General features: G+C 71.6%; 18 protein-coding genes. 6 read left to right on the forward strand and 12 right to left on the reverse strand.

Annotated elements, in window-relative coordinates; translation table 11 throughout:
* Positions 1–53: 53 nt before the first annotated feature.
* Together EYW40_RS11545 and EYW40_RS11550 are read left to right on the forward strand one after the other, a co-directional pair.
* Entirely contained in the window at positions 54–746 is a 693-nt protein-coding gene (locus EYW40_RS11545; RefSeq protein WP_135822063.1) for an SWIM zinc finger family protein, read from the forward strand.
* A gap of 40 nt (positions 747–786) precedes the next feature.
* Positions 787–2,628, forward strand: coding sequence for an acyl-CoA dehydrogenase family protein (locus EYW40_RS11550; RefSeq protein WP_135821750.1), 1,842 nt, complete (start codon positions 787–789; stop codon positions 2,626–2,628).
* A 9-nt stretch (positions 2,629–2,637) separates the two neighbouring features.
* Here EYW40_RS11550 and hjc read toward each other — a convergent pair whose 3' ends face one another.
* The 6 genes from hjc to EYW40_RS11580 form a co-directional block, all read right to left on the reverse strand.
* Positions 2,638–3,165, reverse strand: coding sequence for a Holliday junction resolvase Hjc (hjc, locus tag EYW40_RS11555; RefSeq protein WP_135821751.1), 528 nt, complete (start codon positions 3,163–3,165; stop codon positions 2,638–2,640).
* Positions 3,165–4,451, reverse strand: coding sequence for an adenosylhomocysteinase (locus EYW40_RS11560; protein WP_135821752.1), 1,287 nt, complete (start codon positions 4,449–4,451; stop codon positions 3,165–3,167). Before EYW40_RS11560 ends, hjc begins: the two co-directional genes overlap by 1 nt.
* A gap of 107 nt (positions 4,452–4,558) precedes the next feature.
* Positions 4,559–5,350, reverse strand: coding sequence for a hypothetical protein (locus EYW40_RS11565; protein WP_202614505.1), 792 nt, complete (start codon positions 5,348–5,350; stop codon positions 4,559–4,561).
* A 162-nt stretch (positions 5,351–5,512) separates the two neighbouring features.
* Entirely contained in the window at positions 5,513–6,808 is a 1,296-nt protein-coding gene (locus tag EYW40_RS11570; protein WP_135821753.1) for an ABC transporter ATP-binding protein, read from the reverse strand.
* Positions 6,801–7,850: an ABC transporter ATP-binding protein gene (locus tag EYW40_RS11575; RefSeq protein ID WP_135821754.1), complete on the reverse strand. Its 1,050-nt coding sequence runs from the start codon at positions 7,848–7,850 to the stop codon at positions 6,801–6,803. The genes EYW40_RS11570 and EYW40_RS11575 overlap by 8 nt, the downstream gene beginning before the upstream one ends.
* Entirely contained in the window at positions 7,847–9,028 is a 1,182-nt protein-coding gene (locus tag EYW40_RS11580; RefSeq protein ID WP_161973201.1) for an ABC transporter permease, read from the reverse strand. The genes EYW40_RS11575 and EYW40_RS11580 overlap by 4 nt, the downstream gene beginning before the upstream one ends.
* A 166-nt stretch (positions 9,029–9,194) precedes the next feature.
* On the opposite strand from EYW40_RS11580, the gene EYW40_RS11585 reads away from it, so the two are divergent.
* A complete protein-coding gene (locus EYW40_RS11585) occupies positions 9,195–10,160 on the forward strand; it encodes an ABC transporter permease (protein ID WP_161973202.1) in 966 nt (321 codons plus the stop codon).
* Between the two features lie 2 nt (positions 10,161–10,162).
* Here EYW40_RS11585 and EYW40_RS11590 read toward each other — a convergent pair whose 3' ends face one another.
* Positions 10,163–11,461, reverse strand: a complete 1,299-nt coding sequence (locus EYW40_RS11590) for an amidohydrolase (protein WP_135821757.1) — start codon at positions 11,459–11,461, stop codon at positions 10,163–10,165.
* A gap of 83 nt (positions 11,462–11,544) precedes the next feature.
* On the opposite strand from EYW40_RS11590, the gene EYW40_RS11595 reads away from it, so the two are divergent.
* Complete coding sequence (locus tag EYW40_RS11595) at positions 11,545–12,123, forward strand: stage II sporulation protein M (protein WP_135821758.1); 579 nt, start codon at positions 11,545–11,547, stop codon at positions 12,121–12,123.
* Positions 12,124–12,167: 44 nt separating this feature from the next.
* On the forward strand, positions 12,168–13,025 hold the full coding sequence (gene hisG, locus EYW40_RS11600; protein WP_135821759.1) for an ATP phosphoribosyltransferase: 858 nt from the start codon (positions 12,168–12,170) through the stop codon (positions 13,023–13,025).
* 21 nt (positions 13,026–13,046) lie between these two features.
* Here the strand turns inward: hisG and EYW40_RS11605 are convergent, their stop codons facing one another.
* From EYW40_RS11605 to EYW40_RS11615, 3 genes are read right to left on the reverse strand one after another with little or no spacing between them, the layout of a single operon-like run.
* Positions 13,047–13,370, reverse strand: a complete 324-nt coding sequence (locus EYW40_RS11605) for a hypothetical protein (RefSeq protein WP_135821760.1) — start codon at positions 13,368–13,370, stop codon at positions 13,047–13,049.
* A 34-nt stretch (positions 13,371–13,404) separates the two neighbouring features.
* Complete coding sequence (locus EYW40_RS11610) at positions 13,405–13,776, reverse strand: DUF7473 family protein (protein WP_135821761.1); 372 nt, start codon at positions 13,774–13,776, stop codon at positions 13,405–13,407.
* 39 nt (positions 13,777–13,815) lie between these two features.
* Positions 13,816–14,376, reverse strand: a complete 561-nt coding sequence (locus EYW40_RS11615; RefSeq protein WP_121820993.1) for a TATA-box-binding protein — start codon at positions 14,374–14,376, stop codon at positions 13,816–13,818.
* Positions 14,377–14,523: 147 nt separating this feature from the next.
* On the opposite strand from EYW40_RS11615, the gene EYW40_RS11620 reads away from it, so the two are divergent.
* Complete coding sequence (locus tag EYW40_RS11620; protein WP_135821762.1) at positions 14,524–15,525, forward strand: methyltransferase domain-containing protein; 1,002 nt, start codon at positions 14,524–14,526, stop codon at positions 15,523–15,525.
* Here the strand turns inward: EYW40_RS11620 and EYW40_RS11625 are convergent.
* The gene (locus EYW40_RS11625) at positions 15,517–15,918 is read right to left on the reverse strand and encodes a hypothetical protein (protein ID WP_135821763.1); all 402 of its coding nucleotides are present in this window, start codon (positions 15,916–15,918) and stop codon (positions 15,517–15,519) included. The genes EYW40_RS11620 and EYW40_RS11625 overlap by 9 nt on opposite strands.
* A 299-nt stretch (positions 15,919–16,217) precedes the next feature.
* Positions 16,218–17,216, reverse strand: coding sequence for an AAA family ATPase (locus tag EYW40_RS11630; RefSeq protein ID WP_135821764.1), 999 nt, complete (start codon positions 17,214–17,216; stop codon positions 16,218–16,220).

Raw genomic sequence — 17,216 nt, forward strand, 5'->3', positions numbered from 1 at the left:
ACGGGAACACGGTCGAGCCGCCCGGATTCGGCGGTTCGCCGGCCCGCATCACCATGACGCAATCAGGAACCACAGCCGCGTCATCGCGAACGACCCTCCCGGTTCCGCGCGGGGCCGAACTCGACGAGCGGTCGCTCCGTGCGCGCACCGAGCCGATGTCCGTCACCGCCTTCGGCACCGACCTCTACGAGGTCGAGAGCGCGAGCGGCGAGACGTACCACGTGAACCTGCCGGCCGGGCGCTGTACCTGCCCGGACCACGCCTTCCGCGGCGAGCGCTGCAAGCACGTCCGCCGCGTCGCCATCGAGGTCAACGAGGGTCGGGTCCCGCCGCCAGGCGAGGTGGCCGTCGACTGCGCGACCTGCGGCGCGACGACGTTCGTCGCCCGCGACGCACCCGGACCGCACTTCTGCTCCGAGCACCGGCTCCGGCCCGGCGACCGCGTCCGGGACCGCGAGACGGGCGACCGCCTCCAGGTCGTCGCCCTCTCGGACCGGCGCGCCGACGAGGTGGCCGTCGAGAACTCCGTCTACACCGTCGCGGACTACCCGTCGAACCGCGGCTACCCGGCCGACGACCCCGTCGTCGGCGTCGTCTACCCGCAGTCCGTGCGGATCGGCGCGGACGGCCCGGTCCCCGAGTCGCTCCGGGTGTACTCGTTCCCCCGCACCCGGCTGGAGCGGCTTCCGCGGGGCGGCCGGGGGGACGGCCGGCGGATGAACCGCGTGCAACCCGCGGGCCGTTGATCCCCCGGCGTATTATGTGAGTCCTTCACGGACGTCCGGCATGGACACGCCGATCGACTACGGCGACCTCGACGGCGGCCGCGGCGTCGACTACTGGGCGCTCGACCGGACCCTGCAGTCGACGGTCCGGCGCGTCTACGGCGACGACGCGCTCGACTGGGCGGAGCCGCGGCTCGCCGAGTTCGGCGCGCTCGTCGGCACCACGGTCGTCGAGAACGCGGCGGCCGTCGAGGAACACGGCCCGGAACTGCGGACCTACGACGAGTACGGCGACCCCGCGAACGACGTGCGCTACCACCCGGCGCAGTACGAGAACGAGCGCCTCGTCTACGAGTCGGGGATCGTCGCCGACTGCTTCCGCGCGCCGCCCGGCCGCGACGAGCCGCTGCCGTTCACGCACAACCTGGCGATGCAGTACCTGCTGTCGTACGCCGACCCCGGCTTCGACTGCCCGGTGGCGATGACGACCGGCGTCGCCCTGGTGCTGGAAAAGTTCGCCGACCGCGACGGGCCGGCCCGGGAGTACTACGAGGCGCTGACCGCCCGCGACTACGACGACCTGATCGAGGGCGCGATGTTCCTCACCGAGCGCCAGGGCGGCAGCGACGTGGGCGCGACCGAGACGACCGCGCGCTACGACGCCGCCGACGGCGTCTGGCGGCTGGACGGCGAGAAGTGGTTCTGCTCGAACGTCGACGCTGAGGGGACGCTCGCGCTCGCCCGGCCGTCGGGCGCGCCAGAGGGCACCGACGGCCTCTCGCTGTTCCTCGTGCCCCACACCGCGCCCGAGGGCGGTCCCGCCACGAAGGCCGCGGGCGACCCCGCCACCGGCGAGCTTAACGACCAGACGTACCGCCGCCTGAAGGACAAACTGGGAACGATATCGGTCCCGACCGGCGAGGTGGAGCTACACGGCGCGGGCGCGCACCTGATCGGCGACCGGGAACGCGGCTTCAAGCAGATGGCCGAGATGCTGAACCTCGAACGCCTGTCGAACGCGGCCGCCGCCTGCGGGCTGATGGGCCGGGCGCTCCTGGAGAGCAAGGTCCACGCCGCGGACCGCGAGGCCTTCGGCAAGCGCCTCGACGAGCACCCGCTGATGGCCGCCGACCTCGTCGACATGGCTATCGACCACGAGGCGGCGACGGCCTTTACGTTCGAGGCGGCCCGCCTGTTCTCGGAGCGCGAGCGCGCGGTCCGCGCGGCCCGCGAGGGGGACGGCTCGGCCGCCGACCCCGACGACACCGACGTCTACCGGCTGATGCGGCTGCTGATCCCCATCGCGAAGGCCCGCACCGGCCGCATGGCCGTCGACACCGCCTCGTACGCGATGGAGGTGCAGGGCGGGAACGGCTACGTGAGCGACTTCCCGACCCACCGCCTGCTCCGGGACGCGCAGGTGCTGCCGATCTGGGAGGGGACCGAGAACGTCCTCTCGCTCGACGTGCTCCGGGCGCTGGACCGCGAGGCCGCCCACGAGCCGCTGCTCGAAACGGTGACCGAGCGGCTGGACGCCGCCGACGGCGGGCCCCTCTCGGCGGACGTGGAGACCGTCCGGGCGGAGACGAACGCCCTGGCGAGCGCGCTGGCCGCGCTGGCGACGGAGGGCGAGGCGTACGCCGAACTGTCGGCCAAGCGCGTGTTGCACTACGTGTTCGACGTGTTCACCGCGGCGCTGCTGCTCGCGACGGCGCGCGAGGACATCGAAGCGCGGGGCGACGCCCGCACGGCGCTGGTCGCCCGGCGGTTCGTCGACCGACACCTGCGCGAGCGCGACGGCCGCGGCGTCCCGGGCGGCGACCGCCTCCCGCTCGACGCGTTCGACGGCGTCGTGCGGTACGCGACCGTCGACCCGGACGCCGCGGCGGCGATGCTGGAGTGATCCGGGGGCCTACTCGTCGAGCAGCGCCGCCGCCTCCTCGACCGACACGTCGCCGCGCTCGACCGCTTCCAGCACGTTCACGACCCGCTCGTCGGGGCCGTCGCGCCCGCTGTCGTCGCCGACTTCGTCGAGGGTCACCTTCTCGGACTCCCCCGTGAACTCCGCGAAGTCGGTGCCGTCGGCGAGCGCCGTCTCCTTCTTGACGCGGTAGTTGCCGCCGTCGGTCCGGTGGAGGTCGCCGGGGTGGAAGAAGTACCAGTCCTCGCGGTCGAACCGGACGCCGATGCGGGGCTTCGCGCCGAAGTTCCGCGAGAAGTAGACGAGCGCCTCGACCTCCTCGCCGTCGAGGTAGATGGGGTCGCCGGCGCTCGATTTCGCCTCGACCGCATAGAACGTCTCGCCGTCGCCCGCCAGCACGTCCGGCAGTTCGCGCTCGGTGGCGCTGCCGCTGGCCGGGGCGCGCATCACCGCAAAGCCCGCGTCGTCGAGTTCGTTGACGAGTTCGCGCTCGCGGCGGTCGCCCTTCGCGTTCGACATCAGGTGCCGTGCTGCCAGGAGTCCATGTACTCGCGCTGGTCGTCGGTGAGGTCGTCGAACTCGACGCCCTCGGCCGCGAGTTTCACCTCCGCGACCTCGCGGTCAAGCGCGTCGGGCACCTCGTGGACGCCGGCGTCGTACGCGTCGGGGTTCTCGACGAGTTCGCGGACGCAGACCGCCTGCACGCCGAAGCTCTGGTCCATGACCTCGACGGGGTGGCCCAGCGCGATGGGGCCGGCGAGGTTGACCAGCCGCCCCTCGGCGAGCACGTTGAGCCGACGGCCGTCGTCCATCTCGTACTCGCGGACGCCGTCGCGGGCCTCCCGCTCGGCGACGGCCAGATCGGAGAGGGCGTCGAGGTCGACCTCCACGTCGAAGTGGCCGGCGTTGGCCAGCAGGACGCCGTCTTTCATCCGCGGGAAGTGCTCCTCGGTGACCACGTCGCGGTTGCCCGTCGTCGTCAGGAACACGTCGCCGACCTCGGCGGCCTCGGCCATCGGCATCACGTCGTACCCCTCCATGTGGGCCTCGAGCGCGCGCCGGGGCTCGACCTCGGTCACGATGACGTTCGCGTTCTGGCCCGACGCCTTCTTGGCGACGCCGCGGCCGCAGTCGCCGTAGCCCGCGACGACGACGTTCTTCCCGGCCCACGAGAGGTTCGTCGTCATGGCGATGTTCGCCAGCGACGACTCGCCGGTGCCGTGGACGTTGTCGAACAGCCGCTTCATCGGCGTGTCGTTGACGGCGAAGACGGGGTAGTCGAGCGCGTCGTCCTCGTCCATCGCGCGCAGGCGGTGGACGCCCGTCGTCGTCTCCTCGCAGCCGCCGACGATGGAGTCGATGAGTTCGGGGTAGTCGTCGTGGATCGCCGCGACCATGTCCATCCCGTCGTCGACGGTCACCGTCGGCTCGTGGTCGATGACCGCCTCGATGGCGGCGTAGTACTCCTCGTCGTCGACCTCCCGCTTCGCGTAGCTGATGATCGAGTCGTGGGCGTCCAGCGCCGCGCTCACGTCGTCGTGGGTCGACAGCGGGTTGCAGCCGGTGATGGCGACTTCCGCGCCGGCGTCGGCGAGCAGTTCGACGAGGCAGGCCGTCTTGGCCTCGACGTGCATCGCCATCCCGACGCGCTGGCCGGCCAGCGGCTGCTCCTCGACGAACTCCTCGCGCAGTTCGGCGAGGATCGGCATGTGCTGGCGCGCCCAATCCATCTTCCGGCGGCCCTCCTCGCGGGCCGCGTCCGCGTCGGACAACTGCTCGGTGATCGGCGGATAGCCGTCTGTCATGAACGACACGTGGGCGACCGGCGGGAAAACGCTACCGAACCGCGCCGGGACGCGGGACGGCAGCGCGTCGAAAATGCCGCAGAAGAGTCGACCGCAGCTACCGGGGGTTAGTTCTTGGGACCGTTCCCGTTGCCGTTGCCCGGCCCGCCGTCCTCGTCGTCACCGTCGTCCTCGGTTTCCTCCTCTTCGTCGTCCGCGTCGTCATCGTCCGTATCGTCAGTATCAGCGTCGTCGTCCGCGTCGTCATCGTCCGTGTCGTCATCGTCAGCGTCGTCGCCGCCCGGACCGGCGTCGGCCGGCGGGCCGCGCTTGTCGTCGGACTCGTTCCCGTCAGCACCCTGGCCGGCGTGCTCCGGCGGGCCGCGCTTGTCGTCGGACTCGTTCACGTCGTCACCGCCCGGACCGGCGTGGGCCGGCGGGCCGGCGTGTGCCAGCGCGTTGCCGGGGTTGTTCGCCACGACGAACTGTGCGATCAGCAGGCCGCGGGGCTGCGTCGAGTTCGTCTCGTTCAGGCTCTCGATGAACGACGTCACCTCGAACCCGAAGCTGTCGGTGGCGTTCTCGACCGTCTCGTTGTCGTCGACGGTTTCGTTGTCCTCGACGGAATCGTTCTCGTCGACGGTTTCGTTGTCGTCGACAGTGTCGTTCCCATCGACCGTCTCGTTATCGTCGACGGTCTCGTTATCCTCCACCGTGTCGTTGTCGTCCGCGGTTTCGTTGTCGTCGACTGTCCCGTTGTCGTCCGTCTCGTTGTCGTCGACGAGGGTCGCGGCGTCGTACGTCGTCCCGTCGTCGGCCGACACGTCGGCCGGGGCGTCCGCCGCCGCGGCCGCCGGCCCGACGGCCGACAGAACCAGCACGGCGACCCCCACCAGTGCGAACAGAGTGCTTCGGTGCATGACGAGCGATACATCGGGAGTCCGATGAATAAACCACCCCTCCCGTTCAGACCGTTTTGGTTGCGGTTCGGAGGGCGCAGAGAACGTTAGAACGTTCAAAAACCGTTCTCAGCGTTCAAACGGCTGCCGGATCAGGGGCACGGTCGCCGGCGCTACCGGCGGTCAGCGGCGGTCGCGCCCGGCGACTGCGTCGGCCTCGGCCGACTGCCGGTGGAGGTGGCAGGCAACCTCGCGCTCGCCCGACCCGTGGTTCGTGGGCGGTTCGCGCTCGCAGATGCTGTGAAAGCGGTCCGACAGCCGCTCCGCCGCCGCGTCGGGGTCGCCGGCGGCCACTGCGTCGAGCGCGTCCGCGACGGCGCGCTCGGCGGGGTCGGCGTCGAGTTCCGGTGGGAGACCGTACTCCTCGCGGATCGCCGCCCGGACCGCCGACCGCGACACGTCGTCCGGGTCCCCGCCGTCGGCGAGGCGCTCGCGGACCGACCGCGCGCCGACGTTGCCGTTCCGGAGCGCGACCCGGAGCGCGAACCCCGCGCGGAACGTCCCGTCGTCGACCGCGGCGTCGTCCGGCGGGATCACCGACGGACAGCGCGTGTGGAACCGGCAGCCCGACGGCGGGTCCGACGGGTCGGGCACCTCGCCGTCGAGCGCGGCGTCCTCGAGCCGGTCGTCCGGGTCCGGCGCGGGGACCGCCGAGAGCAGCGCCTCGGTGTAGGGGTGGGCCGGGTCGTCGAACAGCGCGTCGGCCGGGCCGCGCTCGACGATCTCGCCGAGGTACATCACCGCGACGCGGTCACAGAGCTGCGAGACGACGCTCATGTCGTGGCTGACGAGCAGGACAGCGAGGTCGAACGCCTCCTGAAGCTCCGCAACGAGCGCGAGGATCTCCGCCTGCACGGAGACGTCGAGCGCGCTCACCGGCTCGTCCAGCACGAGCAGGTCCGGGGAGAGCGACAGCGCCCGCGCCAGCGCCGCCCGCTGTTTCTGCCCGCCGGAGAGTTCGTGGGGGTACCGGTCCCCGTCCGCGGGGTCGAGGCCGACGGTTTCGAGCAGTGAGTCGACGCGGTCGGCGCGGCGCTCCGCGCCGAGCCCGTGGGCGGCCATCGGCTCGGCGACGGACTCGCCGACGGTCATCCGCGGGTCGAAGCTTGAGGCGGGATCCTGGAACACGATCCCGGCGCGGCGGCGGAACGCCGTCCGCTCCCCGCGGGAGTGGTCGGCGACGTCGTCACCGTCGAACGCCACGGTCCCCTCGGTCGGCGGTTCGAGCCCCAGCGCCGACCGGGCGACCGTCGACTTGCCGCAGCCGGACTCGCCGACCAGCCCGAGCGTCTCCCCCCGCCGGAGGTCGAACGAGACGCCGTCGACGGCCCGGATCTGGCCGGTCACCCGGCGCAGCCAGCCCCCGCGGATCGGGTAGTGTCGCTTGAGGTCCCGGACCGACAGCAGCGGGTCACTCATCCTCGCTCACCCCCTCCGCCGCGGCGCGGTCGTCGCCGTCGGGAGCGGACCCGTCGGCGTCGCCGGCCAGCACGCTCGGGTCGCCGTCCGCGCCGTAGTGGACGCAGGACGCGACGTGGTCGGCGGCGTCGGCGGGCACGATCGGCGGCTGGTCGCCCGCACGGCACTCCTCGACGGCGTGGGGACACCGCGGGTGGAACCGGCAGCCGTCCGGCGGGTCGGTCGGGTCCGGGAAGTCGCCGGGGATCGGCTCCGGCGCGCGCCCGCGGCGCGGGAGGCAGGAGAGCAGCGCCTCGGTGTAGGGGTGGGCCGGGTCGTCGAACAGGTCCCCGACCGACGCGCGCTCCATCACCTTCCCGGCGTAGAGGACGACGACGCGGTCGGCCACCTGCGCGACGACGCCGAGGTCGTGGGTGACGAACACGACCGCCATCCCGCGCTCGGCCTGCAGTTCGCGGATCAGTTCCAGGATGCCGGCCTGGGTCGTCACGTCGACGGCGGTCGTCGGCTCGTCGGCGACGAGCACGTCCGGGTCGGTCGCCAGCGCCATCGCGATGACGACCCGCTGTTTCATCCCGCCGGAGAACTCGTGGGGGTACTCGTCGACGCGCTCGGCCGGGTCGGGGATCCCCACGCGGTCGAGCAGGGAGACGGCGCGCTTGCGCGCGGCCGACTTCGAGGCGTCGCGGTGGATGCGGACCGCCTCGGCGATCTGCTCGCCGACGGTGTAGACGGGGTCTAGGGCCCCCTGCGGGTTCTGGAACACGTGGGCGATCCGGTCGCCGCGGATCGCCCGGATCTCGCGCTCGGGGACCGACAGCAGGTCGCGCCCGTCGAACCGGACCGTCCCCTCGGCCGCGGCCGTCGACGGCAGCAGGCGGGTCAGCGTCTCGCAGGCGACGGTCTTCCCGGAGCCGCTCTCGCCGACGAGACACACCGTCTCGCCGCGCTCGACGGCGAAGTCGACCCCGTCGAGCGCCCGGACGGTGCCGCGGTCGGCCTCAAACGTCACCGTCAGGTCCGACGCCGAGAGCAGGGTCATGCTTCACCCCGCGGGTCGAGCGCGTCCCGCAGCGCGTCGCCGACGACGTTGAGCGCTATCACGGTCGCCGCCAGAACGACCGCCGGGAACAGCCACACCCACCACATGTCCATCACGCCCGGCGACGTCGCGCGGTAGTACGGGTCGAGCCCGGTGCGGATCGTCTGGCCGAACGAGGGGTACCACTGCCCCACGTCGCCGAGGGCGATGTAGGTCAGCGCGGCCTCGATCAGGACGATCTGGGGGATCTTCTGGGTCGCGCCGACGACGACCGTGTTCGAGACGTTCGGGAGGACGTGCCGCCGCAGGACGGTCAGGTGGCTCACGCCCGCCGCCCTGGCCGCCTCGACGTACGACTCCTCGGTCCGCTGGAGCGTCTCGCTCCGGACGAGCCGGGCCATGCTCCCCCAGCTCAACAGGCCGAACACGACGACCAGCAACAGGAGGCTCGTCCGGAACACGAACGCGAGGATGATGTAGACGACGAACGCCGGGACGGACTGCTGGACGTCGACGTACCCCATCAGAAGCGTGTCGACCCAGCCGCCGACGTAGCCGCTGACGACGCCGACCGCGGTCGCGAGCGGCACCATGATCACCGTCGTGATCGCGGCCACCTGGAACGTCGTCCGCATCCCCCAGAACAGGAGCGGCCGCATGTCGTAGCCCAGATGCGCCGAGCCGAGCGGGTAGGTGAGCGTCCCGCGACACAGCTTCCCCCCGCCGGACGAGACGACCGGGCCGAGGCAGTCGCCGCTCAGCGGCGCCGTGAGGAACGCGGGGGGCTGAAAGCCGTTGCCGACCCCGAGATTCGGGCGGTCGATGAACGCCGGCCCGACCAGCACGAGCAGGGTGTAGCCGGCGAGAAAGGCGAGGCAGACGACGGCGAAGCGGTTCGACTTGAACCGCTCCCACCGGCGGCGCGTCCGCGCCGGGTTCCGGACGAGCGGCGGGACGACGAGGAACGCGAGGACGACGAGGCTCGCGCGGTACACCCAGGTCAGCCGCGACGGGAACTCGAGGAAGATGTCGCCGTGTTCGCCGTAGTGGAGCCTGGCCGCCGCCAGCAGGCCAAGACAGCCGAGCAGGCCGACGAGCCGCCAGGGCACCGACCGGGCGTCGTCGACCCGGTCCCAGTCGACGGGCTCCAGCGGGGCCGTGTCGCCGTCGTTACTCACGTCGCTGTACACCTCGTTCGGTGAGCGGCGGGGACCGCTCGGGAAGGCGGGGGGTCATCGTTGGGCGGTCGGTCGCGGATGTCGCTCGCGGTACGGTGCCACGTGTCTCAGTAACGTTCATTAAATTTTTATGATCGCTCCGTCACCTTCGAGGCAACCCTCCACCATGCCGCCTTGGAAGCACGTCACGAAGCGGGTGCTGTTCGCCGTGTTCGCGCTGTACCTCGTCGTCTCGGTCACGTTCGCGTTCGTCGCGCTGACCGACGACCCGAACGAAGGAGCCATCGCCTGGGGCGCGGCGACGGGGCCCGAGGTCGACTCGGCCGAGGACGCCGACGCGGCCGGAAAGGAGGCGATCCGGGAGTACCGGGAGAGCCGCAACCTCGACGCGCCGCTCCACGAGCGGTATCTCCGGTGGGTCGTCGGGGTCGCCACGCTGGACTGGGGCCAGTCCTACAGCCAGAACGCCCCGGTGACGGACGTGCTCTCGCGCACGCTGCCGGCGACGCTCGCGTACGTGGTGCCGGCGATGCTGTTTGCCATCGTCGGCGGCGTCGGCCTCGGCGTGTTCTCGGCGATGAACGACGGGTCCGCGGTCGAGCGGCTCTCGACCGCGGCGTTCTCGGTGAGTTACGGCGTCCCGAACTTCTGGTGGGTGATCGTGATACCGATCGTCGGCGCGGACCACGTCCCCGAACTGATCGCCGCCATCCCCGACTTCCGAACGGTGGTCCTCCCGGCGAGCGTCCTCGGAGCCAGCCTCATCGCCGGCCAACTGCGCTACGCCCGCGCCGAGTCCAGCGAGTACGTCAACACCGAGTTCGTGAAACTGCTCCGCGCGAAGGGCGCGTCGAACCGGCGGGTCGCCCGCCACGTGCTGAAAAACGCCGCGCTCCCGCTGTTCTCGCTGTTCTTCGTGGAACTGCTCGGCGTCCTCGTGGTGAACGTGTTCGTCTTGGAGCAGATACTCCCCATCCAGGGGATCGGTCGGGTCGGCCTGCAGGCGATCCACGACCGGGACATCCCGCTGGTGCTCGGCATCGCCATCGTCACCGCCACCGCGGGCGTCGTCGGGAGCCTGATCCAGGACCTGGCGCACGTCTCGCTTGACCCGCGCGTCGACGGGAACTGACGCTACGCCTCGGCGCGCTCGACCAGGTCCCGCGCCCGGTCCTCGGCGCGCTCCCGGACCGCCCGCTCGTCCAGCGTCAGCACCTCGCGGTCGCACATCAACACCTCGCCGTCACAGACCGTGTGGCGCACGTCGCTCCCGCGGGCGGCGTACGCGAGGTGGCTCACGAGGTCGTGGCGGGGCGTCAGGTGCGCCGCCTCCAGGTCGACCACTGCGAGGTCCGCCTTCGCGCCGGGTTCGATCCGGCCGGCGTCGATGCCCATGGCCGCCGCGCCGCCCGCAGTCGCCATCTCGACGGCCGCCGCGGCGGGCACCGCGCTGGCGTCGTCGGCCGCGAGTTTGCCCAGCATCGCGGCGTCGCGCAGTTCGTCGAACATGTCCAGGTCGTTGTTCGAGGCCGCGCCGTCGGTCCCGAGCGCGACGGTGACGCCCGCCTCCCGCATGCGCTGGACCGGGGCCGTCCCGCTGGCGAGTTTCATGTTCGACGCCGGGCAGTGGACGACGGCGGTGCCGCGCTCGGCCAGCAGGTCGATCTCCGTCCCGTCGACGTGGACGCCGTGGGCGACGAAGTCGTCCGAACTCAGCATGTCGCGGTCGTCGGCGTATTCGAGCGGCCGCTCGCCGCGCTCGGAGACGATCGGGTCGACCTCGTCGACCGTCTCGTTGGCGTGGTAGTGCAGCGGGACGCCGGCCTCGCGGGCCCGGGCGACGTACTCCCGCAGGTACTCGTCGCCGACCGTCGTGAGGCTGTGGGGCATCACGGCCGTCGAGACGCGGCCGTCGGCCGCGCCGTCGTACTCGGCGGCGACGTCGAGGCTCTCCTCGAAGTCCGCGACCGCGGCGTCGTCGTCCTTGGCGACGGTGACGACGCCGTGGCCGACCCGGGCGCGCACCCCGGCCGCGGCGACGGCGTCGACGACCTCGCCCACGTCGAAGTACATGTCCGCGAACGCCGTCGTCCCGGCCTTGATCATCTCGACCAGTCCGAGGTCCGCGCCCGCCCGGACGTCCTCGGCCGTCATCGCCCCCTCGACCGGCCAGACGTCCTCCCGAAGCCACGCGTCCAGCGGCTTGTCGTCGGCGTAGCCCCGCAGGAGCGTCATCGCGACGTGGGAGTGAGCGTTGACCAGCCCCGGGATGACGAGGCCGCCCTCGGCGTCCAGCGTCTCGTCGGCGTCCGCGTCGAGGTCCTCGCCGACCGCCCGTATCTCGCCGCTCCCGCGGTCGACCAGTACGTCGGCGCGCGTCACCGTCAGGTCCGGGCGGAGCACCCGCCCGCCCGCGACCAGCATCGTTGTCATGGGCGACACGTGACCCGCCCGCGGCGTCAATCTACCGGGTCGCGGCGGCCGGATTTATTCCCCCCGCGACCCTCGTGGCCCGTATGGACCTCCAGTGGCTCGCCCTCGCCGCCCGCGAACACCGCCGGTACCTCCTCCTGTCGGTCGCGCTGTTCCTCCTCGGGGCGGCCGGCGGCGTCGCGCTCGTCGTCGACGGCGTCGACCTGTTCGCGGCGATCGGCCTCGACGGCCCCGGCGGCGTGTTCCCCGCCGAACCGACCGTCCCGTTCCTGCTCGCCAACAACACGCGGGCGTTCGCCGTCTTCCTGCTCGGCGCGCTCACGCTCGGGCTGGTCACCGTCCTCGGCCTCGTCGTCAACGGGATCCTGCTCGGCTACGTCGGCGCGCTCGCCGGGAGCCAGCAGGGCTGGGACTTCGTGTTCGTCGCCATCGCACCCCACGGGGTGCTCGAACTGCCGGCGCTGTTCGCCGCCAGCGCCGTGGCGTTCCGCGTCGTCGCCCGGACCGCGCTCCGCGTTGCCGGCCGCCGCGACACCGTCCAGACCCGCGCCGAGTGGCGGCGGACGTTCGGCTTCGTCGCCGCCGCGTGGATCGCCCTCGCGGTCGCCGCCGTCGTCGAGATACACGTCACCTTCCGGCTGGTCGAGGCGCTGTACGGCTGAGCCGCGAGGGAAAAGTAGTTGCCCGGGGCGGCCCAACGCCGCGTATGCGCATTGCCGTGCCCAACAAGGGGCGACTGCACGACCCGGCGATCGAGTTGCTCGAACGCGCCGGCCTCCACGTCGTCGACGGCGCGGACCGGAAGCTGTACGCCGACACGGTCGACCCGGAGGTCACCCTCCTCTTTGCCCGCGCCGCCGACATCCCCGAGTACGTCAGCGACGGCGCGGCCGACCTGGGGATCACCGGGCTCGACCAGGTCCGCGAGGCCGAACCGGGCAACGTCGTCGAGCGCCTCGACCTGGAGTTCGGCCGCTGCCGGCTCGTCCTCGCCGCCCCCAACGACGGACCCGTCGAGTCCGTCGCGGATCTGGCGGGCGGCAAGGTCGCCACCGAGTTCCCCAACGTGGCGCGGAACTACTTCGCCGGAACCGGCGTCTCGCCCGACATCGTCGAGGTGACCGGCGCGACCGAACTCACGCCCCACGTCGACATGGCCGACGCCATCATCGACATCACCTCCACCGGGACGACCCTCCGGGTGAACAACCTCGGGATCATCGACGAGGTGCTCGAAAGCTCCGTCTACCTGTTCGCCCGCGAGGACGCCGTCGACGACCCGAAGGCCCGGCAGGTCGAGACGGCGCTCGAATCCGTGCTGTCGGCCGACGGGAAGCGCTACCTGATGATGAACGTCCCCGAGGACAGCCTCGACTCGGTGCGCGACGTGATCCCCGGGCTCGGCGGGCCGACCGTGATGGACATCGCGGACGACGACGGGAACGGGAAGGTCGCGGTCCACGCCGTCGTCGACGAGCGCGACGTGTTCGAGACGATCACCGAGGTGAAACAGGAGGGCGCGAGCGACATCCTCGTCACCGAGATAGAGCGGCTGGTGGAGTGAGGACGGCGGATACCACCGCCGTCAGTCCCACACCTGCGAGAGGATCAGCTGTGCGACGCCGACGACGACGAACAGCCCCGCCTCCACGAACAGCGCGGTCCGGCCGTCGCCCGCGAAGAGGGCGAGCCCGACGGCCGCGAACAGCGGCGCGGGCCACACCGCCGCGAGCACCGGCTGGTCCCACGCGCGGCCGGCGACGGCGAGCGCGACGCCGGCGGCCGCGAGCGCGACGAGTACCCCGGTCGACGCCCCCAGTTCGAGCGCCGCGACCGCGGCGATCAGCGCGCCCGCGACCAGCAGCGACAGGCCGCCCCGCGCGATCCGCGTCCGCTGTGCCTGGTCCATACGCCGACTCCGGGGACGCGGAACTAAAAACCAGCTACGTCGGGGCGGTCGACAGCAGGGCGACGAGGTTGTAGATCGTGATCCCGAGGATCGCGGTCACCGTGTAGTGGATCACGGAGACGAGCACCGCCAACCGGTTCCCGAGGCGGTAGACGCCGCGGATGGCGAAGAAGTCGGCGAGCAGCGTCACGATGATCGTCACCGCCGGCCCGTACTGCTGGAGCAACAGCGAGGCGGCGGCCGGGACGACCCCGACGAGCAGCGCCTTCCGCGCGAGCACGTCGCCGAGGACGTACCTGGCGGCGATGTGGGCGGTGAACGCGTAGAACGCGGCCGAGAGGAGGAACGTGCCGACGTAGGCGACCGGCGTGCCCGGGGCTGGGTCCAGCTGCGCGACGATTGGCATGGCGGGGGTTCGGACGCCGCCGAGTTGTGCGTGCCGGTTCTACTCGAGGAGGCCGAGGTCCTCGAGCCGCGAGACGATCTTGTCGACCGCGTGCTCGGCGTCCTCGGGCTTCTTCCCGCCCGTGATGACGAGCTTCCCGCTGCCGAACAGGAGCGCGACGACCTCCGGCTCGTCGAGGCGGTAGACGAGGCCGGGGAACTGCTCCGGTTCGTACTCGATGTTCTCCAGGCCGAGGCCGATGGCGATCGCGTTCAGGTTCAGGTTGCGGCCCAGGTCGGCGCTGGTGACGATGTTCTGGACGACGATCTCCGGGTCCTCGTTGACGTTTATCTCCAGTTCGCGGAGCTTGTCAAAGACGATCCGCAGGCTCTCGTGGACGTCGTCGGTCGACTTCGCGCCGGTACAGACGATCTTGCCCGACCGGAAGATGAGCGCGGCGGATTTGGGCTCCTGCGTGCGGTAGACCAGCCCCGGGAACTGCTCCGGATCGTAGTCGGCCCCCTCCAGGTCCATCGCGACGCTCTGCAGATCCAGTTCCTGCCCGATTCCCGTCGAGGCCACCACGTTTTCGATATTGATGGTTTCCTTGGGATCAGTCATGAGTCGACTTAAAAGACGTATTTAAGGTTTATAAAGGTTGGTGCCGTCCGCGGACAGGTCGCCGCCGAGACAGGGCTACGGAGGGGTATAAATCCCCGTCGGCGACGGACCAACACCCTGATTTGCGCCCCGCTCGGACGCCCTCGCGTGTACCTGCTGGAACTCGGCGGGGAGGACGACGCGTTCGCCGCGCGGGAGGCCGAGAGCGCCGCGGCCGACGTGACCGTCGTCGCGCCCGGCCTCGCGACGGCCGCCGCCGTCGACCGCGAGGCCGTCCGGACGCTCGCCTACACCCACCGCGCGAGCGAGGTGGTCGGCCGGACGGACGCGAGCGTGGCCGGCGCGCGGGCGCTGCTGTCGGCCGCGTCGCTCGACCGCGAGGGGACCGTCGCCGTCCGGGCGCGCGACGTCCGGGGGAGCGCGGGCGTCGACACCCAGGCCGTCGAGCGCGAACTCGGCGGCGTCCTCGTCGACCGCGGCTTCGCGGTGGACCTGGACGACCCCGACCACGAACTCCGCGCGCTGTTCGCCCGGGGCGAGCCGACCGGGGTCGCCGACGCCGAGGCGGCCGACGCCTGCGTGCTCGGGTGGCAGGTCGCCGAGAGCCGCCGGGACTACGGCGACCGCAAGCCGACCGATCGGGCCTTCTTCCAGCCCGGGAGCATGGACCCGCTGCTCGCCAGGGCGCTGGCGAACGTCGCGGGGGCCGGGCCGGGCCGGACGATACTCGACCCGATGTGTGGCACCGGCGGCGTCCTCATCGAGGCCGGACTCGCCGGCGCGCGCGTCCTCGGGAGCGACGCGCAGGCGCGGATGGTCCGGGGAACCCGGGAGAACCTGGACCAGTTCCTCGCCGGCGACTACGCCGTGCTCCGCGGCGACGCGACGCGGCTCCCGTTCCGCGACGACGCCGCCGACGGCGTCGTGTTCGACGCGCCGTACGGCCGCCAGTCGAAGATCGCGACCCACGACCTGGACGACCTCGTCGCCGGCGCGCTCGCCGAGGCCCGGCGGGTCGCGCCGCGGACCGTGATGGTCGCGGACCGCTCGTGGGCCGGCGTCGCCCGTGACGCGGGCTGGGAGATCGAATCCGCGTTCGAGCGCCGCGTCCACCGGTCGCTGACGCGGTACGTGCTGGTGCTAGAGTAACCGGTCGTGGAGCCAGCCGCGGGACGCGACGACCGCGCCGACGAGGAGTCCGACGGCCCAGGCTCCGAGGACGACGGACCGCTCGGCGGTCAGCGAGTTCGACCCGCTGGCCTGCAGTAGCAACAGCGTGACGAACCAGCTGCTCAGCGAGAACGACCAGATCTGGCCGTAGGAGACGGGTATCCGGTCCGTCGCAGCGAGAACCCCGACGGCGAGTCCGGGCCCGAGCACCGGGATCGCAGCCGCCCAAGCGGGCCAGCCGCGGGCGACGAGGAGCGACCCGACGACGCCCATCGGGAGCGCGAGCAGGAGCGTCGCCCCGGCGACGATGCCGACCCGTTCCAGCCGCTCGGGGAGGGAGGTTTCGACAGTCGCGGTCGTGCCGTCGGTCATGGGATGGTCCACCTCAGGGGCGGTGTACCGGAACCGTGGAGGGGTCCGCGCGTCGTCATGGTTCGGCCTCGTCCGGGGCACCGATAACGTTTCTGGACAGGGACACGAGCAGGCGACGGAACTCGCCCGCGGAGCGGCGCGTCGCGCACCCGCCTCGACCGCTCCGCGGCGACCGGTCAGAGCATGGCGGCGCTGGCCGCGGCTTCGTACAAAAACGTGTGGCGGGACGTAGAATTACCGTCCCAGTTCCGCTAGCAGGTGCGAGACGTGCAGCCTGTCGTTCATTCACGACAGCCTGCTTACCGCCCCAACTCTGCCAGTAGGTGCGAGACGTGCAGCCTGTCGTTCGTCCCCTCGGCCAGGTCGAGGTCTATCTCGCCGGCGAGGCGGTGAAGTTCGGCGAGGCGGTCGCCGCCGTAGCGCGAGCGTGCGATCCGGAGGATGTCGTCGAGCACCTCCTCGCCGCTGAACCCCTCGTCGACGAGCAGGTCGTCCAGTGTCGAGCGGGCGTCGGTGAACTCGCCGGCCTCGGCGTCGTCCAGCATCTCCTTGACCTGGTCGTCCGCGCCGACCTCGCCGAGCGTCTCGTAGGCGGCGTTCATCGTGACCTCGCCCTCGGCCTCGGCGGTGGTCTGGGCCGCGAGGATCGCCCGGCGGAGGTCGCCGTCGGCGTAGCCCGCGACGTATTCGAGGCCGTCGGCCTCGTAGTCGACGCCTTCCGCCTGTACGATCCCTTCGAGCACGCTCGCTATCTCGTCGTCGGCCGGGGAACGCATCGGGACCGGGAAACAGCGCGACCGGATCGGCGGGATGAGCTTGGTCGGCTGGCGGGTCGCGACCACGAACTGCGTCGTCCGGTGGTGGCGCTCCATCACGCGGCGCAGCGCCTGCTGGAAGTCCACCCGGATCCCCTCGGCGTTGTCGAGCACGACCGTCTTGTACGTCCCCGAGACCGGGGCGTAGCTCGCGGACTCCTTGAGGACGTGGTTTATCATGTCCCGCTTGGCCATGCTGCTCCGACCCTGGAGGAAGGAGGCGAAACGCGGGTCGTTCTTGATCTCGGTCTTCGTCCGCCCGAAGAAGTCGGCGACGTTGATCTCGACGAGGTCGTTGTCCGGGTCCTCGTGGGCCGCGCGGGCGAGCGCCCGCACCGCGGCCGTCTTGCCGCTCCCCTTCGGCCCGTGGACGACGAGGTTCAGCGGCTCGTCGACGGCGCGCTGGAGGTACTCGCGCACGTCGTCCTGCGGCAGGTCCGCCAGGTCGGGGGCGTGGGTGTCGGTCCACAGCGGCGCGTCCAT

The organism is Halostella litorea (assembly GCF_004785955.1).
Lineage (GTDB): Archaea > Halobacteriota > Halobacteria > Halobacteriales > Natronoarchaeaceae > Halostella > Halostella litorea.

Bases quoted from the DNA above. Each gene is read 5' to 3' on its own strand.
- EYW40_RS11545 (WP_135822063.1), top strand. From the start codon at position 54: ATGACGCAATCAGGAACCACAGCCGCGTCATCGCGAACGACCCTCCCG.
- EYW40_RS11570 (WP_135821753.1), bottom strand. From the start codon at position 6,808: ATGAGTGACCCGCTGCTGTCGGTCCGGGACCTCAAGCGACACTACCCG.
- EYW40_RS11585 (WP_161973202.1), top strand. From the start codon at position 9,195: ATGCCGCCTTGGAAGCACGTCACGAAGCGGGTGCTGTTCGCCGTGTTC.
- EYW40_RS11595 (WP_135821758.1), top strand. From the start codon at position 11,545: ATGGACCTCCAGTGGCTCGCCCTCGCCGCCCGCGAACACCGCCGGTAC.
- EYW40_RS11605 (WP_135821760.1), bottom strand. From the start codon at position 13,370: ATGGACCAGGCACAGCGGACGCGGATCGCGCGGGGCGGCCTGTCGCTG.
- EYW40_RS11565 (WP_202614505.1), bottom strand. From the start codon at position 5,350: ATGCACCGAAGCACTCTGTTCGCACTGGTGGGGGTCGCCGTGCTGGTT.
- EYW40_RS11630 (WP_135821764.1), bottom strand. From the start codon at position 17,216: ATGGACGCGCCGCTGTGGACCGACACCCACGCCCCCGACCTGGCGGAC.
- EYW40_RS11575 (WP_135821754.1), bottom strand. From the start codon at position 7,850: ATGACCCTGCTCTCGGCGTCGGACCTGACGGTGACGTTTGAGGCCGAC.
- EYW40_RS11615 (WP_121820993.1), bottom strand. From the start codon at position 14,376: ATGACTGATCCCAAGGAAACCATCAATATCGAAAACGTGGTGGCCTCG.
- EYW40_RS11625 (WP_135821763.1), bottom strand. From the start codon at position 15,918: ATGACCGACGGCACGACCGCGACTGTCGAAACCTCCCTCCCCGAGCGG.
- EYW40_RS11560 (WP_135821752.1), bottom strand. From the start codon at position 4,451: ATGACAGACGGCTATCCGCCGATCACCGAGCAGTTGTCCGACGCGGAC.
- EYW40_RS11590 (WP_135821757.1), bottom strand. From the start codon at position 11,461: ATGACAACGATGCTGGTCGCGGGCGGGCGGGTGCTCCGCCCGGACCTG.
- hjc (WP_135821751.1), bottom strand. From the start codon at position 3,165: ATGTCGAACGCGAAGGGCGACCGCCGCGAGCGCGAACTCGTCAACGAA.
- EYW40_RS11610 (WP_135821761.1), bottom strand. From the start codon at position 13,776: ATGCCAATCGTCGCGCAGCTGGACCCAGCCCCGGGCACGCCGGTCGCC.
- EYW40_RS11550 (WP_135821750.1), top strand. From the start codon at position 787: ATGGACACGCCGATCGACTACGGCGACCTCGACGGCGGCCGCGGCGTC.
- hisG (WP_135821759.1), top strand. From the start codon at position 12,168: ATGCGCATTGCCGTGCCCAACAAGGGGCGACTGCACGACCCGGCGATC.